14 protein-coding genes are annotated in these 15,945 nt (G+C 71.1%); 6 read left to right on the top strand and 8 right to left on the bottom strand.

What is annotated here, in order from left to right:
• Positions 1-80: 80 nt before the first annotated feature.
• The 3 genes from ACIRNI_RS14560 to ACIRNI_RS14550 all read right to left on the bottom strand — a co-directional run bounded on the left by ACIRNI_RS14560 (position 81) and on the right by ACIRNI_RS14550 (position 1,955).
• A complete protein-coding gene (locus tag ACIRNI_RS14560) occupies positions 81-575 on the bottom strand; it encodes a DUF1772 domain-containing protein (RefSeq protein ID WP_403551483.1) in 495 nt (164 codons plus the stop codon).
• Positions 572-1,000, bottom strand: coding sequence for a VOC family protein (locus ACIRNI_RS14555; protein WP_403551481.1), 429 nt, complete (start codon positions 998-1,000; stop codon positions 572-574). The genes ACIRNI_RS14560 and ACIRNI_RS14555 overlap by 4 nt, the downstream gene beginning before the upstream one ends.
• Before the next feature lie 172 nt (positions 1,001-1,172).
• Positions 1,173-1,955, bottom strand: a complete 783-nt coding sequence (locus ACIRNI_RS14550) for a sulfite exporter TauE/SafE family protein (protein ID WP_403551479.1) — start codon at positions 1,953-1,955, stop codon at positions 1,173-1,175.
• 258 nt (positions 1,956-2,213) lie between these two features.
• Here ACIRNI_RS14550 and ACIRNI_RS14545 point away from each other — a divergent pair, with 258 nt between their 5' ends.
• From ACIRNI_RS14545 to ACIRNI_RS14525, 5 genes are all read left to right on the top strand, one after another.
• Positions 2,214-3,395 carry an NAD(P)/FAD-dependent oxidoreductase gene (locus ACIRNI_RS14545; protein ID WP_403551478.1) on the top strand — a complete coding sequence of 394 codons (1,182 nt, stop codon included), beginning with the start codon at positions 2,214-2,216 and terminating at the stop codon, positions 3,393-3,395.
• A gap of 1 nt (position 3,396) precedes the next feature.
• A complete protein-coding gene (nirB, locus tag ACIRNI_RS14540) occupies positions 3,397-5,916 on the top strand; it encodes a nitrite reductase large subunit NirB (RefSeq protein WP_403551476.1) in 2,520 nt (839 codons plus the stop codon).
• Positions 5,913-6,254, top strand: a complete 342-nt coding sequence (nirD, locus tag ACIRNI_RS14535; RefSeq protein ID WP_403551474.1) for a nitrite reductase small subunit NirD — start codon at positions 5,913-5,915, stop codon at positions 6,252-6,254. The genes nirB and nirD overlap by 4 nt, the downstream gene beginning before the upstream one ends.
• Positions 6,255-6,286: 32 nt before the next feature.
• Entirely contained in the window at positions 6,287-6,871 is a 585-nt protein-coding gene (locus ACIRNI_RS14530; RefSeq protein ID WP_403551473.1) for a TetR/AcrR family transcriptional regulator, read from the top strand.
• Between the two features lie 115 nt (positions 6,872-6,986).
• The gene (locus tag ACIRNI_RS14525) at positions 6,987-7,751 is read left to right on the top strand and encodes an SDR family NAD(P)-dependent oxidoreductase (RefSeq protein ID WP_403551471.1); all 765 of its coding nucleotides are present in this window, start codon (positions 6,987-6,989) and stop codon (positions 7,749-7,751) included.
• Between the two features lie 21 nt (positions 7,752-7,772).
• Here the strand turns inward: ACIRNI_RS14525 and ACIRNI_RS14520 are convergent, their stop codons facing one another.
• Positions 7,773-8,177: a VOC family protein gene (locus ACIRNI_RS14520; RefSeq protein WP_355355841.1), complete on the bottom strand. Its 405-nt coding sequence runs from the start codon at positions 8,175-8,177 to the stop codon at positions 7,773-7,775.
• A 364-nt stretch (positions 8,178-8,541) separates the two neighbouring features.
• Here ACIRNI_RS14520 and ACIRNI_RS14515 point away from each other — a divergent pair, with 364 nt between their 5' ends.
• Positions 8,542-9,702, top strand: a complete 1,161-nt coding sequence (locus ACIRNI_RS14515) for an alkaline phosphatase PhoX (RefSeq protein WP_403551469.1) — start codon at positions 8,542-8,544, stop codon at positions 9,700-9,702.
• Here the strand turns inward: ACIRNI_RS14515 and ACIRNI_RS14510 are convergent.
• The 4 genes from ACIRNI_RS14510 to ACIRNI_RS14495 form a co-directional block, all read right to left on the bottom strand.
• Positions 9,672-10,730, bottom strand: a complete 1,059-nt coding sequence (locus ACIRNI_RS14510) for an ArsR/SmtB family transcription factor (protein WP_403551467.1) — start codon at positions 10,728-10,730, stop codon at positions 9,672-9,674. The genes ACIRNI_RS14515 and ACIRNI_RS14510 overlap by 31 nt on opposite strands.
• A gap of 619 nt (positions 10,731-11,349) precedes the next feature.
• A complete protein-coding gene (gene ppdK, locus ACIRNI_RS14505) occupies positions 11,350-14,061 on the bottom strand; it encodes a pyruvate, phosphate dikinase (protein WP_403551465.1) in 2,712 nt (903 codons plus the stop codon).
• A gap of 407 nt (positions 14,062-14,468) precedes the next feature.
• A complete protein-coding gene (dusB, locus tag ACIRNI_RS14500) occupies positions 14,469-15,608 on the bottom strand; it encodes a tRNA dihydrouridine synthase DusB (RefSeq protein ID WP_403551463.1) in 1,140 nt (379 codons plus the stop codon).
• 152 nt (positions 15,609-15,760) lie between these two features.
• Positions 15,761-15,940 carry a DUF6243 family protein gene (locus ACIRNI_RS14495; RefSeq protein ID WP_355355851.1) on the bottom strand — a complete coding sequence of 60 codons (180 nt, stop codon included), beginning with the start codon at positions 15,938-15,940 and terminating at the stop codon, positions 15,761-15,763.
• Between the last annotated feature and the right edge of the window lie 5 nt (positions 15,941-15,945).

The raw sequence follows: 15,945 nt of genomic DNA, 5'->3' as shown, positions 1-15,945 counted from the left end.
GCGGTGATTTGGTCAAGCGGTGATGAGGATGCGGGAGGGGTACGGGTCGGTTCGGTCAGCCGTGCAGGTGCAGGGCCCGGTCAGCCGTGCAGGTGAAGGGCCCAGGCCGTGCACCCGAAGGCCAGGGCGTGCAGCAGCGCCCGCACGGTGTTCCACCTGACCCACGCCTCCTCGAACGCGGCGCGGGCGGCGGCGAGTCCGTCGCGGTCGGAGGCGAGGGCGGCCACCTTGTCGAGCGCTTCGTTGAGCGGGACGTTCTGCGTCCCGGTGACGAGGAAGGCGGCGACGTACAGCACGAGCGCCGCGATGACCCAGAAGCGGACGGCTCCGGCGTTCGGCCCGCCCCCGGCCAGGAAGGCCGCGAGAAGCAGCAGGGGCAGCGGCAGCAGGAACGGAAGCAGGAACCAGCCGTTGACGATGGCGCGGTTGATGTTCTGCATGACCTGGACGAAGGCGTGGTCGCCGGAGCGCGCGAGGCCGGGCATCACGGCGTAGGCGAAGGCCGCGAACAGCCCTGCCATCAGCCCGGCCGCGAGCGTGGACGTCGTCAGGGCCACGGTCTGGAGCACTCTCATGCGCCACCCTCCTCGGCCCCGGCGGCGTCCGCGCCCCCAGCGCCTCCGGCGACCCACTCCACGAACTGGAGGACGACGCCGTTGGGGTCGGTGACCTGGAAGAGCCGCTCGCCCCACGGCTCTTCGCGCAGCGGCATGGTGATCTCGACGCCCTCGGCCCGGAGCCTGGCCTCCTCTTCCGCGATGCCACCCTCCAGGGTGAACGCGAGGATCAGCCCGTCGGCGTGCCGGTCGCGCTGGTCGGCCGGCAGGACCTCGGTGCCGCGGCGCAGCAGGACGATGTCGGCCGCGGCGTCAAAACGGCCGAGCGAGGCGAAACCGTCGGCGGCCATCCGCTCCTCGTAGCCGAGGTGCGCGGTGAGGAAGGCGGAGGACGCGGTGACGTCGTCGACGGTGAGCGAGACGGTGGAGGCGGTGATCTGCACGCGAGGTCCTTTGCTCGAAGTCGACGGAGGAACGGACCGCGCCCCCGCCGTCGCAAAACTGCAACAGACGTAAACTTAGACCGGCGTCACGTAGACCGTCAACATAAATTTGCTACGGGTATAAATTTACGCGCCGCAGCCCGGGCCGACAGGCCCCCAGCTCACCGCCGGCTCAGTACCACTGATCGAACGCCAGTTTCGCCACCAGCGAGAACACGACCACCAGCAGCACCCCACGGACGAACTCCGCCCCCTTGCTGAGCGCCATCCGCGCCCCCAGCAGCCCGCCCGCCAGGTTGAACACCGCCATGACGGCGGCCAGCTGCCACAGCACGTTCCCCTGGTACGCGAACGTCGCGAGCGCGCCGACGTTCGTGCACACGTTCACGATCTTCGCGGTGGCGGACGCCGTCACCAGGTCCAGGTGGAGTACGGCGGTGAGGGCCAGGACCAGGAACGTCCCCGTCCCCGGGCCGAACAGCCCGTCGTAGAAGCCGATCCCGCCGCCCACGAGCACGATGGCCGTGACGACCCGGGCCCGTGTCACCGCACCCTTGGCCTCTCCGGTCCCGAAGGACGGCCGCAGCATCACGAAGGCCGCCACACCCAGCAGCACCACCATGATCACCGGACGCAGGACCTCATTGCTGATGCCCCCGGCGAAGAACGCCCCGCCCATGGAGCCGGCCAGCGCCGCCAGTCCCACCCGTACCGCCGTCTTCACCGGGATCCGCACCGAGGCCCGGCGTACGTACGTCACGGCGGCGCCCGTCGTGCCGACGATGGCCACCGCCTTGTTCGTGCCGAGGACCTGCGGGGCCGGGACGTGCGGAACGCCGAGGAGCAGCGCGGGAAGGAGCAGCAGCCCCCCACCGCCGACCACGGCATCGATCCAGCCGGCCATGAGCGCGGCGGCGCAGAGGAAGAGGACGGTGGTCAGCGATATGTCGTGCATGATCCGACCCTATGGACGGGGGCGGGGCGACGTCCGCGAAACCGCGGAGACTTGAGCTGTCCATGAGGTTCGGCGACTCATGAGGTTCAGCGACTCGACGAGGTGCAGCGACTCGGTGAGGTTCGGCGACTCGGTGCGACCGCCGTGCCGCCGCCCCGGACGCCTCACCGCTCCCGCCCCCACCCGCTGAGGTCAGCTTTCCGTGCCCGAAACAAACGGGATGCTGCCGGGAAACACCGCCGACGCACGCTGCTGAGCATGAGTTCACGGATCGTGGTGGTCGGCGGAGGCACGGCGGGCGCACGCCTCGCCGAGCGGCTGCCCGTCACCCTGCTCGGCGAGGAGCCGCACACCCCGTACAACAGGGTGCTGCTCGCGGACGTCCTCGCCGGGCGGTACGGGCCCGAGGTCATCGCCCTGCCCTCGGCGCGCGACGGGGGGTCGCGGCACGAGGTACGGGTGACCGGGATCGACCGCGCCGCCCGGGTGGTGCACTGCGCGGGCGGCGAGGCGTTCGCGTACGACCGCCTGGTGCTGGCCACCGGCTCCAACCCGGTGCTGCCGCCCCTGCGCGGGCTCGGCGGCGAGCGGCTGCCCTCCGGAGTGCACGCCTTCCGCACGCTCGACGACTGCCTGGCGCTGGACGCGCTGGTCGGCCCCGGGGTGCGGGCGGTGGTGATCGGCGGCGGCCTGCTCGGCGTGTCGGCGAGCCGCGCGCTCGCGGCCCGGGGCGCCGAGGTGGTGCTCGCGCAGCAGGGCGAGCACCTGATGGAACGCCAGCTGGACGCGGAGGCGGCGCAGCTGCTGCGTCGCCATCTGGAGGCGGACCTGGGCGTGGAGGTGCACACCGAGTGCCGCGTCCGCGGCCTGCGGTGCGTGGACGACACGGTCGAAGCGGTGGAACTTGCCGACGGATTCGTGCTCGACGCGGACGTCGTCGTCATCGCCTGCGGCGTACGGCCGCGCGTCGGCCTCGCCCTTCAGGCGGGTCTCGACGTGCGGCGCGGGATCGTCGTGGACGACCAGCTGCGCACCTCCGACCCCTACATCCACGCCGTCGGCGACTGCGCCGAGCACGACGGCCGGCTCTACGGCCTGGCCGGCGCCGCCCTGGAGCAGGCAGACGTCCTCGCGGACGTCCTCCTGCACGGCACCGGCGCCTACCGCGGCACCCGCGCGCTGACCCGGCTCAGCATGGACGCCCTCGAACTGGCGGCGTTCGGCGAGGCGACGCCGCTGCCCGGTGACGACACCGTGCGGCTGGCCGACGCGACGAGCGGCGCGTACCGGAAGGTCGTCGTCCGCGGCGACCGGCTCGTCGGCGGGGTCCTGCTCGGCGATCTCGGCGCGGTCGGGGCGCTCGCCCGGGCCTGGGAGGGCGACGAGGCCCTGCCGGAAGCGCCCCTGCTCCACCTGCTCACCCATGACGGAGGCTCCTGACATGGCCCACACGCCCACCATCGTCCTCATCGGCCACGGCATGGTCGGCCAGCGCTTCCTGGAGGCCCTCGCCGACCGGGGAGTCACCGAGCGGGCCCGGATCGTCGTCTTCTGCGAGGAGCCGCGCCCCGCGTACGACCGGGTCCGGCTCACCTCGTACTTCGACGGCAAGACGCCCGACGACCTGTCCATGGTCGAGGACGGCTTCCTGGCGCGGCACGGCATCGAGCTGCACCTGGACGACCCGGCCGAGACCGTCGACCGCGAGGCGCGCACGGTCACCTCCCGCGCCGGCCGCGTGATCGCGTACGACACGCTCGTCCTGGCGACCGGTTCATACCCCTTCGTCCCGCCTGTACCGGGCAAGGACGCGACCGGCTGCTTCGTCTACCGCACGATCGAGGACCTCCTCGCCATCGAGGAGTACGCGAAGACGGCGACGACCGGCGCGGTGGTCGGCGGCGGGCTGCTCGGCCTGGAGGCGGCGGGCGCGCTCAAGGGGCTGGGCCTGGAGACGCACATCGTGGAGTTCGCGCCGCGCCTGATGCCGGTGCAGGTGGACGAGGGCGGCGGCGCGGCCCTGCTGCGCACCATCGAGAACATGGGCCTCATCGTTCACACCGGCACGGGCACGCAGGAGGTCCTCACCGAGAACGGCGCCGTGACGGGCATGGCCCTGTCCGACGGTTCGACGGTCGCGACCGACATGGTCGTCTTCTCGGCCGGCGTACGCCCCCGGGACCAGCTGGCGCGCGACTGCGGCCTGACGGTCGGCGAGCGCGGCGGCATCGCGGTCGACGAGCGGTGCCGTACGTCGGACCCGGCGGTGTACGCGATCGGCGAGTGCGCCCTCGCGGCCGACGGCCGCGTGTACGGGCTGGTGGCACCGGGCTACGAGATGGCGCTGACGGCGGCCGCCGCGATCGCCGACGAACAGGGCCAGACGTTCACCGGCGCCGACACCTCCACCAAGCTGAAGCTGCTCGGCGTGGACGTGGCCTCCTTCGGTGACGCGCACGGCACGGCCGAGGGCTGCCTCGACGTCGTCTACTCCGACTCGCGCGCCGGCGTCTACAAGAAGCTCGTCGTGGACGCGGACGGCGTGCTCCTCGGCGGTGTGCTCGTCGGCGACGCCGAGTCGTACGGCATGCTGCGGCCGATGACCGGCACCAAGCCGCCCGTCGCGCCCGAGCAGCTGGTGCTGCCGGCCGGCGCCGGGGCGCCGGTGACGCTCGGCCCGTCCGCCCTCCCCGACGACGCGATCATCTGCTCCTGCCACAACGTCACCAAGGGCGCCATCTGCGCCTGTTCGTCGCTGCCCGAGGTGAAGAAGTGCACCAAGGCGGGCACGGGCTGCGGCAGCTGCGTGAAGGTGATCCAGCAGCTGCTGCCGAAGCCCGCCGACACCGGCATGTGCGGCTGCTTCGCGTACACGCGCAGCGAGTTGTTCGAGATCGTCCGCACCATGCGCTTCACGTCCTACGGGCAGCTGCTCGACTCGCACGGGCGGGAGGAGGCGCGCGGCGGCGAGGGCTGCGAGATCTGCAAGCCGGCCGTGGCGTCGATCCTGGCGAGCCTGCACAACGAGTACATCCTCGACGGCGAGCGCGCCGCGCTCCAGGACACCAACGACCACTTCCTGGCGAACATGCAGCGCAACGGCTCGTACTCGATCGTGCCGCGCATCCCGGGCGGTGAGATCACCCCGGAGAAGCTGATCGTGATCGGCGAGGTGGCCCGCGACTTCGGCCTCTACACCAAGATCACGGGCGGGCAGCGGATCGACCTCTTCGGCGCCCGGGTCGACCAGCTGCCGGCGATCTGGGCGCGACTGGTCGACGCGGGCTTCGAGTCGGGGCACGCGTACGGCAAGTCGCTGCGGACGGTGAAGTCGTGCGTGGGCCAGACCTGGTGCCGCTACGGCGTGCAGGACTCGGTGAAGATGGCGATCGACCTGGAGCTGCGCTACCGGGGCCTGCGCGCCCCGCACAAGCTCAAGTCGGCCGTCTCCGGCTGCGCGCGCGAGTGCGCCGAGGCCCAGTCGAAGGACTTCGGCGTGATCGCCACGGCCAACGGCTGGAACCTGTACGTCGGCGGCAACGGCGGCGCCACGCCCCGCCACGCGGACCTGCTCGCGCAGGACCTGTCGGACGCGGAGCTGATCCGGCTGATCGACCGGTTCCTGATGTTCTACATCCGCACCGCCGACCGCCTCGAGCGCACGGCGACCTGGCTGGAGCGGCTGGAGGGCGGCCTGGACCACCTCCGCGACGTGATCGTGCACGACAAGCTCGGCCTCTGCGACGAGCTGGAGGCGCAGATGGCCGCGCACGTCGCGAGCTACCACGACGAGTGGGCCGAGACCCTGAACGACCCCGAGCGCCTGCGCCGGTTCGTCTCCTTCGTCAACGCTCCGGACGCCCCGGACCCGTCGGTGAAGTTCGTGCCGGAGCGCGGCCAGATCAAGCCGGACCTGACCGTCCTGACGCTGAAACCCCTGGAAGGAGCTTCCGCCCGATGATGCTCGAACTCTCCTACGACGACGCCTGGCTGCCGATCTGCGAGGCCGCGGCGCTGACGCCGGGGCGCGGCATGGCGGCGCTGCTGCCCGACGGACGCCAGGTGGCGCTGTTCCAGGACCGGGCGGGCCGGTGGTACGCGGTCGACAACCGGGACCCCTTCACGGGTGCCCAGGTGCTGGCGCGGGGGCTCCTCGGCTCGGCGGGCGGCCGGCCGTTCGTGGCCTCGCCGCTGCTGAAGCAGCGCTTCGACCTGGAGACGGGGCGGTGCCTGGACGACGAGGAGGTCGCGGTGGCGGTCTTCCCGGTGCGGACGCGGGAACTGGCCGCAGTTTCTTGACCGTTCGTTCCAGATCGACTTAGAGTTCCTCCGTGGCCAGGACCAAGGAATTCGATCCGGACGCCGCACTCCAGGCAGCCCTCGAGCTGTTCTGGGAGCGCGGTTACGAAGCGACGTCGATGGCGGACCTCGTGGACCGCCTCGGCATCGGCCGCGCCAGCATCTACGCCACCTTCGGCAACAAGCACGAGCTGTACCTGAAGGCCATGGACCGGTACGCCGAGACCCGCGAGCCGTCCCTGCTGGCGCAGCTGTCGCAGCCGGGTCCGGCGCTGCCGGCGGTCCGGGCGCTGGTGCGGGCGTTCGCGGCCGAGGCGTCCTCGGACGAGAAGCGGCTGACCGGCTGCTTCTTCACCAACACGGCCGCCGAGCTGGCGCCGCGCGACCGGGCCGCGACGCACCGGGTGGAGCTGAGCTGGGAGCACATCGAGACCGCGCTGCACTCGGCGCTGCTGCGCGCCCGCGCCCAGGGCGAGCTTGCGGCCGGCCGCGACCCCCGCGCCCTGGCGCGGATGCTGCTGGTCCTGCTCCAGGGCATCCGGGTGGTCGGGAAGGTGTCCTCCGACCCGGCCCGGGTCCGCGAGGCGGCGGAAGCGGCGCTGGCCCAGCTGGACTGACGGCGAGCGAAGAGCCGGCCGCATGGAGAGTCGGCCACATGGAGAGCAAGCCCCTGCGGGGGCTTGTTTTTCGCCCCAATAATGGAACGTACGGTCAAAAAAGGAGTCGCCCAGCATGTCCCTCTCGACCCGTTTCCGCGGCAGCACCGTCCTCGTCACCGGCGCGGGCTCCGGCCTCGGCCGGGCCATCGCGCTCGCCTTCGCCGCCGAGGGCGCCTCGGTGGCCGTGGCCGGGCGCACCGCCGCACCCCTGGACGAGACGGTCGCCCTGATCGAGCAGGAGGGCGGCACGGCGGCCGCCTTCACCGCCGATGTGAGCCGCGCCGACGACGTACGCGCCCTGGTGCGGCGTACCGTCGAGCGCTTCGGCGGCTTGGACGTGGCGGTCAACAACGCCGCCGTGCTGCGCGGCGCCGGCCGCCCGGTCGGCGACCTCGACCCGGAGGACTGGCGGGCCATGCTCGACATCAACGTCAGCGGCGTGCTCTACGCGCTCCAGGCCGAGATCGCCCACATGCGGGCGCACGGCGGCGGAGCGATCGTCAATGTCAGCTCCAATTTGGGGGCGCACCTCCGCGTGCCGGGCACCGGCGGCTACGCGGCCGGCAAGGCCGCCGTCTCCGTGCTGACCCGCGTCGCCGCCCTCGACCACATCGGGGACGGGGTCCGGATCAACACGGTCAGCCCCGGCGCCTCCGAGGCCCCGATGTCCCTGCTGCCCGGCGAGACCCACGAGGAGCGGGCGGCCCGGCTGACCACCCCCCTCGGCCGGCTGACTTCCGCGCGGGAGGTCGCCGACGCCGTGCTGTACCTGGCGTCCCCGGCCGCGGGCTCGGTGGTCGGAACCGATCTGGTGGTGGACGGCGGCGCCGCGGCGTAACGCACCGGGCCGACGCGGGTCTCAGCCCTGGACGGCCGACGGGTCCATCCACATGACCTCCCACAGGTGGTGGTCCGGGTCCTGGAAGGAGCGGCCGTACATCATGCCGTAGTCCTGGGGGTCGTTGGCCGGGGAGCCTCCGGCCGCCAGGGCGGCGTCGGCCAGCTCGTCCACCTTCTCGCGGGAGTCGGCGCTCAGCGCGATGATCGCCTCGGTCGACGTCCGCGCGTCGGCGATCTCCTTCTTCGTGAAGTCCTTGAAGCGCTCCTCGGTGAGGAGCATCGCGAAGATGGTGTCGCTGAAGACGAGACAGGCGGCGTGCTCGTCGGTGAACTGCTCGTTGAAGGAGTAGCCGAGCTTGCCCCAGAAGGCCTTGGAGACCTCCAGGTCCTTGACGGGCAGGTTCACGAAGATCATCTGAGGCATGTCATCCATCCGTTCGGCGTGGTTCCCGTTGCTGTCGAGGGGTAGACCCGGCCCTCCGCGAAAACTCATCGCTCCCTCGAAGCCCTCACGGAAAAAATCTCCCTCACGTTGCGGGGCCTCGCACCCCGGCCCAGGTGGCGTCATGAGCCCCAGGAGAGGTCACGAACGATCGGACCCGACCGGACCCGACCGGAAAAGGCCGGAAGTCGACCACCCGCCCGGGCGCCCGCCGCTTCCCCTTCACCGGTTGTTGATGCACCGTCAATGCAGGACCCATGCGGGAGTTCTAGGTTCCTCCAAGCGCGCGCGACCCCGCCGGCCGTCCGGCGGCGGGGCAGGCTCACACCCCCTCCTGGAGTGACAAGTGGAACGTCGCAGTTTCCTGCGCGGAGCGGTCATCGGCGGTACGTCCGCCGCCTTCGGCTTCACCCTGATGCGCGGCGCGGCCTACGCGGCGCCCGCCCAGCCGGGCCCGGGCCCGTACGGGGCGCTCGGCGCGGCGGACGCCAACGGCATCCGGCTGCCCAGCGGCTTCACCAGCCGGGTGATAGCCCGGTCCGGCCAGAGGGTCGGCTCCACCTCGTACACCTGGCACAACGCGCCGGACGGCGGCGCCTGTTTCGCGGACGGCACCGGCTGGATCTACGTCTCCAACTCCGAGATCTCCTCCACGGGCGGCGCGAGCGCGATCAAGTTCTCCGCGACCGGCGCCATCACCGGCGCGTACCGCATCCTCTCCAACACCAACCGCAACTGCGCGGGCGGCGCGACGCCGTGGAACACCTGGCTGTCCTGCGAGGAGGTGGACACGGGCTACGTCTACGAGACCGACCCCTGGGGCGTGAAGGCCGCCGTGCGCCACCCCGCCATGGGCCGCTTCAACCACGAGGCCGCGGCCGCCGACCCGGTCCGCAAGGTGATCTACCTGACCGAGGACAAGTCGGACGGCTGCTTCTACCGCTTCGTCCCCGCCACGTGGGGCGACCTGTCCACCGGCACGCTCCAGGTCCTCAAGGCGGGCACCGCCACGTCGGGCACCTTCACCTGGGCCAACGTGCCCGACCCCGACGGCTCCCCCACCGCCACCCGCAGCCAGGTGTCCGGCGCGAAGAAGTTCAACGGCGGCGAGGGCTGCTACTACGCCAACGACACCGTCTGGTTCACCACCAAGGGCGACAACCGCCTCTGGCGGCTCAACCTCACCACCAACACCTACGAGCTGGCCTACGACGACTCGCTCGTCACCAGCGGCACCGCCCCGCTGACCGGCGTGGACAACGTCACCGGCGCGTCCTCCGGCGACCTGTACATCGCGGAGGACGGCGGCTCCATGGACATCTGCGTCGTCACCCCGGACGACGTCGTGGCCCCGTTCCTGCGCATCGAGGGCCAGTCCGGTTCGGAGATCTGCGGGCCGGCCTTCTCACCGGACGGCAAGCGGCTGTACTTCTCCAGCCAGCGCGGTACGACGGGCACCTCGTCGGGCGGCATCACCTACGAGGTGACGGGCCCGTTCCGGGCGTAACTCCGCCGCCGCTGCTGCTGCTGGGGGATCCGGCCGTACTGGGCGCCGCCGTGCAGGAGGGCGGCGCCCAGTGGCGTCAGCGTGTGCAGGACGGAGCTGCCCTGGCGCAGCGTGACCACCAGGCCCGCTTCGCGCAGCACGCCCGCGTGCTGGCTGGCGGAGGCGAGCGACACCCCGGCCCGGCGGGCCAGTTCGCTGGTCGTGCCGCCGTGGCCGATGGCCTTCAGGACGGCGGAGCGGGTGTGCCCGACGAGCCTGCCCAGTGACGACGACGCTCCGCCGCCGCCGGCCGGCTCCCCGGCCGCCGGGGCGTCGGAGTGCGTCACCGGGTACACCAGTACCGGCGGCAGGTCCGGGTCGCGATAGACGACCGGGGTGCCCCGGCAGAAGAACGACGGCTGGAGCAGCAGCCCCCGCCCGTCGAGGTACAGGTCCCGGTCGACCGGATAGTCCGCCTCCAGCACGGGCGAGCGCCAGCGCAGCGTCGGCGGCAGTGAGGCGAGCAGCTCGTCGGCGCCGCCGTCGAGCAGCGCCCTGCCGCGCACGGCGCGATCGGCCTCCACGCGGGACTGGATGTACGTCCAGTACGGCTCGATGGCGGCGCGGTGGTAGCCGCGCAGCGCCCCCAGCAGCCGGCTGAACGGCTCGGTGCGGCCCTCCACGAGCCCGGCGGCCCATCCGGGCAGCGGCGCCGCGCCGGGCCGTGAGGCGGCCAGCAGGGCCAGCTCGGTGCCGATCCGGGCGGGCGGGGTCTCCCGTAGGGCCTCCAGGGCCGTGTCGAGGCCGCCGAGCCCCTCGGGGGGCGTCAGGAAGTCCGGGAAATAGCCCCGCTGCGGGACGAGTGCCCCCAGCAACCGTGTTTCACCGTTCAACCGCGTGCGGGTTTCCGAGCGCCATTCTCCGTAGACGAGGGCACCACGCCGGTCCCGCAATCGGTGAAAGCTGAGGACTGTTTCCCACAACACATCCGGCCGGGCCGCCATCCGAACCCCGGCAAGGTCGGCCCCGGTGAAATGTATACGCAGCACTGAACCCCCACCTGTTGCATCCGCAATCACCCCCCACCACTGAGTATGCACGCCATCACAGCACGTCACCACGGCATTTCAGCCACAGTTGAAACGCATCGCGCAGGCAGGGTGTAAACCGAAAAGCTGTACGCCGTCGGACGGGAAACCTTCCGGACCGAGGTGACGTGGTGAAGACCGTGGGGGGCTTCGCGCGTCCGGCGGCGGTCCAGACAGGTTGCGGCTCTCCTGTCCGGCAGGGGTAATGGGGCGCGGTCGGCGGGTGGGGATCCGGTGGCCGCGCTCCGCCCTTTGTTTGCGGCACGAATGGCGCAATTCGAGCGGACGCCTGAAGTCCGCCCTTCAACAGCCCGGAATTCAACCGGTCGTAACGCCGCAGGAATACTCGACAGCACCCGGACGAAATACGACGGGGCGGACACCTCCGCACAAGGTGTCCGCCCCGTCTCTCTTGCGACCCGGAGCCGCCGCCGATCGGTGAGGGTCGGGGACCAACGACGGCTCCGGTGACTCGGGGCCCTGCCGTCCGGCCGGGGGGGCCGGGACGGTCGGGCCTGGCGCGGCCTCAGCGGCCGCCGGCCTCAGAGGCTGTCGCAGGCCTCAGAGACCGTCGTCGAGCTCAGCGGCTGTCGCTGCCCGACGACTGCGCCGCGGCCCGGCCCGCCTCCAGGCGCGCCACCGGGATCCGGAACGGCGAGCAGGAGACGTAGTCGAGGCCCACCTCGTGGAAGAAGTGCACCGACTCGGGGTCACCGCCGTGCTCACCGCACACACCGAGCTTGATGTCGGGGCGGGTGGCGCGGCCGGCCTCGACCGCGTGGCGCACGAGCGCGCCGACGCCGTCCTTGTCGATCGTCTCGAACGGGCTGACGCCGAAGATGCCCTTCTCCAGGTACGCGGTGAAGAAGCTCGCCTCCACGTCGTCCCGGGAGAAGCCCCACACCGTCTGGGTGAGGTCGTTGGTGCCGAAGGAGAAGAACTCTGCGCACTCGGCGATCTGCCCGGCGGTCACGGCGGCGCGCGGCAGCTCGATCATCGTGCCGAGCGCGAGCTTCAGCTCCACACCGGTCTGGGCCTGCACCTCGGCGATGACCTGCTCGGCCTCGTCGCGGACGAGCTCGAGCTCCTGCACGGTGCCGACGAGCGGGATCATGATCTCCGCACGCGGGTCGCCCTTCGCCTCGATGCGCTGGGCCGCGGCCTCCGCGATGGCCCGCACCTGCATGGTGAACAGGCCGGGGATGACCAGGCCGAGGCGGACGCCGCGCAGACCCAGCATCGGGTTCTGCTCGTGCAGCCGGTGCACGGCCTGGAGCAGGCGCAGCTCGTTCTCGTGCGGCTCCTTGCGGGCCTCGGCGAGGGCGACGCGCACCGACAGCTCGGTGATGTCGGGCAGGAACTCGTGCAGCGGCGGGTCGAGGAGGCGGACCGTGACCGGCAGGCCGTCCATCGCCTCGAACAGCTCGACGAAGTCCTGCTTCTGGAGCGGCAGCAGGGCCTTGAGGGCGTCCTCGCGCTCCGCGTCCGTGTCGGCGAGGATCAGGCGCTCGACGTACTCGCGGCGCTCGCCGAGGAACATGTGCTCGGTGCGGCACAGGCCGATGCCCTGCGCGCCGAAGCGGCGGGCGCGCAGCGCGTCCTCGGCGTTGTCGGCGTTGGCGCGTACGCGCAGCCGGCGTACTCGGTCCGCGTACGCCATGATCCGGTGCACGGCCTGGACCAGCTCGTCGGCGTCGTCGGCGCCCGCGTGCATGCGGCCCTCGAAGTACTCGACGACCGGCGACGGCACGACCGGGACCTCGCCGAGGTACACCTTGCCGGTGGAGCCGTCGATGGAGACGACGTCGCCCTCCTCCACGACGTGCCCGCCGGGCACGGTCATGCGGCGGCGCTTGGTGTCGACCTCGAGCTCCTCGGCGCCGCAGACACAGGTCTTGCCCATGCCGCGCGCGACGACGGCCGCGTGGGAGGTCTTGCCGCCGCGCGAGGTGAGGATGCCCTCGGCGGCGATCATGCCGTCCAGGTCGTCCGGGTTGGTCTCGCGGCGGATCAGGATGACCTTTTCGCCCGACCGGGACCACTTGACGGCGGTGTACGAGTCGAAGACGGCCTTGCCGACGGCCGCGCCCGGGGAGGCGGCGATACCGCGGCCGACCTGCTGGACCTCGGCGTTCTCGTCGAAGCGCGGGAACATCAGCTGCGCGAGCTGGGCGCCGTTGACGCGCTGGAGCGCCTCGGCCTCGTCGATGAGGCCCTGGTCGACGAGCTGGGTCGCGATCCGGAAGGCGGCACCGGCGGTGCGCTTGCCGACGCGGGTCTGGAGCATCCACAGCTGGCCGCGCTCGATGGTGAACTCGATGTCGCAGAGATCCTTGTAGTGGTTCTCCAGCGTCTCCATGATCTGCATCAGCTGGTCGTACGACTTCTTGTCGATCGACTCGAGGTCGGCCAGCGGCACGGTGTTGCGGATACCGGCGACGACGTCCTCGCCCTGGGCGTTCTGGAGGTAGTCGCCGTAGACGCCCTGGTGGCCGGAGGCGGGGTCGCGGGTGAAGGCGACACCGGTGCCGGAGTCGGGGCCGAGGTTGCCGAAGACCATGGAGCAGACGTTGACCGCCGTGCCGAGGTCGTGCGGGATGCGCTCCTGGCGGCGGTACAGCTTCGCGCGGTCGCCGTTCCAGGAGTCGAAGACGGCCTTGATGGCGAGGTCCATCTGCTCGCGCGGGTCCTGCGGGAAGTCGCGTCCGGCCTCGGCCTTGACGATCTTCTTGAACTGCTTGACCAGCTTCTTGAGGTCGCTCGCGTCGAGGTCGGTGTCGACGGTGACCTTCTTGGCGGCCTTGGCCTCCTCGAGGGCTTCCTCGAAGAGCTCGCCGTCCACGCCGAGGACGGTCTTGCCGAACATCTGGATCAGGCGGCGGTACGAGTCCCAGGCGAAGCGCTCGTCGCCGGCCTGCTGGGCGAGGCCCTCGACGGACTTGTCGGAGAGCCCGATGTTGAGGACGGTGTCCATCATGCCGGGCATCGAGAACTTCGCGCCGGAGCGGACGGAGACGAGGAGGGGGTTGTCGGCCTGGCCGAGCTTCTTGCCCATCTTCTTCTCGAGCGCGTCGAGGTGCGCGGTGACCTCGTCCCTCAGCTCGACCGGCTCGTCGCCGCTCTCGAGGTAGACCTTGCAGGCCTCGGTGGTGATGGTGAAGCCCGGAGGGACGGGGAGACCCAGGTTGGTCATCTCGGCGAGGTTGGCACCTTTTCCGCCGAGCAGGTCCTTGAGGTCCTTGTTGCCCTCGGTGAAGTCGTACACGAACTTCTGATCTTTGATTTCCGACACGGGTCTCGACTCCTCGAGGACTCGGTGGCTGCCCTGACGGCGAGGAACATACCCAGATCGAAGGCTTCTGGGTACGTCTACTTACCCGTCATACGGCCTTAACCACCCGTCCGCCAGCAGATCGCAGGTAACCCATCAGTAACATGCGAGGGGTTCAATCCTTCACTCCCTGAACGCCACTTGACCGAAAGCTGGCCCCGAGCGCTCATGTGAGCACTCCATCGGCCAGGTGAGTTCAACTCTTGAACGGAAGAAGGGTGGCACTGAGTGCCACCCTTTGAAAAGTGCAGTCGCTTCGCGTGCGCTCATCTGAGCGCAACCCCTATCAGGGGTGGCGAGAATCACGCGCGCCGATCACCGGAAATTCCAGCATCCGGACCGTCGGTCGGACCCGCGACAGCAGCCCCTCAGCCCCCCGACGTGTCCAGCTCCGCCTCGGCGCCCACCACCGCAGAGCAGTCGTACGGGTCCTTGAGCCAGCCGTCCGGCAGGACGACCCGGTTGTTGCCGGACGTCCGCCCACGCGGCCCGTCCGCGCCCAGCGGCCACCCCTGCTCCAGGTCCAGCTCGCCCAGCTGAGCGCGCAGCTCGTCCAGCGACGACGTCACCGCCAGCCGCTTGCGCATCTCCGAGCCCACCGCGAAGCCCTTCAGGTACCAGGCCACGTGCTTGCGGAAGTCGATGACACCCCGCGTCTCGTCCCCGATCCACTCCCCCAGCAGCTGCGCGTGCCGCACCATGACGTCCGCGACCTCGCGCAGCGTGGGCGCCGCCGACTCCCCCGTACCCTCGAACGCGCTGACCAGGTCGCCGAAGAGCCACGGTCGGCCCAGGCAGCCGCGCCCGACCACGACACCGTCGCAGCCGGTCTCGCGCATCATGCGCTTCGCGTCCTCGGCGCACCAGATGTCGCCGTTGCCCAGCACGGGGATCTCGGGCACGTGCTCCTTCAGCCGGGCGATGGCGTCCCAGTCCGCCGTGCCGCCGTAGTGCTGGGCGGCCGTGCGGCCGTGCAGGGCGATGGCGGTCACGCCCTCCTCGACGGCTATGCGCCCCGCGTCGAGGTACGTGATGTGGTCGTCGTCGATGCCCTTGCGCATCTTCATGGTGACCGGCAGGTCGCCGGCGCCTGTGACGGCCTCGTTCAGGATCGCCCGCAGGAGCGGGCGCTTGTAGGGCAGGGCGGATCCGCCGCCCTTGCGGGTGACCTTCGGCACGGGGCAGCCGAAGTTCAGGTCGATGTGGTCGGCCAGGTCCTCGTCGACGATCATCCGGACCGCCTTGCCGACCGTCACCGGGTCGACCCCGTACAGCTGGATCGACCGAGGCGTCTCGCTCTCGTCGAAGTGGATCAGCTGCATGGTCTTCTCGTTGCGCTCGACCAGCGCCCGCGTGGTGATCATCTCGCTCACGAACAGCCCCTTCCCGCCGCTGAACTCGCGGCACAGGGTGCGGAACGGAGCATTCGTGATGCCGGCCATCGGCGCGAGCACCACCGGCGGCTGCACGACGTGCGGCCCGATGGAGAGAGGACTGAACGCGGTCATGCCCCCCATTGTCACCCACGCGCACGCACACCCCGCCTGACGCCCGGCGCCCCCGTGACGCGCGGCACATCCTGGAGGCGGCACGCCGAAGGGCCCGGGCGATCCGCCCGAGCCCTTCCGTCCCCCGTACGCGCAGTCCCGTACGCGCGGCGTCAGCTCTCCTGCTGCTTGCCTTCCGCCCGCTCGCGCATCTTGCGCAGCAGCTCCTGCTTCTGGTCGGCGGCCGCCCTGCGGTCGGCGGCGCGCGCCGGCGCGGAGCCCTGCTGGTCGGCGCGGGACAGCTTCTTGCGCTGTCCGCCGACCCCGAGAAGGTTGTTACGGCTCTTGGCCACGGTGT

Source organism: Streptomyces sp. NPDC093546 (genome assembly GCF_044765045.1).
GTDB lineage: Bacteria > Actinomycetota > Actinomycetes > Streptomycetales > Streptomycetaceae > Streptomyces.
The sequence above is the reverse complement of the archived record's forward strand: the minus strand, read 5'-3'. Positions and strand labels throughout refer to the sequence as shown.

Bases quoted from the DNA above. Each gene is read 5' to 3' on its own strand.
- ACIRNI_RS14525 (WP_403551471.1), top strand. From the start codon at position 6,987: ATGTCCCTCTCGACCCGTTTCCGCGGCAGCACCGTCCTCGTCACCGGC.
- ACIRNI_RS14520 (WP_355355841.1), bottom strand. From the start codon at position 8,177: ATGCCTCAGATGATCTTCGTGAACCTGCCCGTCAAGGACCTGGAGGTC.
- ACIRNI_RS14545 (WP_403551478.1), top strand. From the start codon at position 2,214: ATGAGTTCACGGATCGTGGTGGTCGGCGGAGGCACGGCGGGCGCACGC.
- nirB (WP_403551476.1), top strand. From the start codon at position 3,397: ATGGCCCACACGCCCACCATCGTCCTCATCGGCCACGGCATGGTCGGC.
- ACIRNI_RS14560 (WP_403551483.1), bottom strand. From the start codon at position 575: ATGAGAGTGCTCCAGACCGTGGCCCTGACGACGTCCACGCTCGCGGCC.
- nirD (WP_403551474.1), top strand. From the start codon at position 5,913: ATGATGCTCGAACTCTCCTACGACGACGCCTGGCTGCCGATCTGCGAG.
- ACIRNI_RS14550 (WP_403551479.1), bottom strand. From the start codon at position 1,955: ATGCACGACATATCGCTGACCACCGTCCTCTTCCTCTGCGCCGCCGCG.
- dusB (WP_403551463.1), bottom strand. From the start codon at position 15,608: ATGACCGCGTTCAGTCCTCTCTCCATCGGGCCGCACGTCGTGCAGCCG.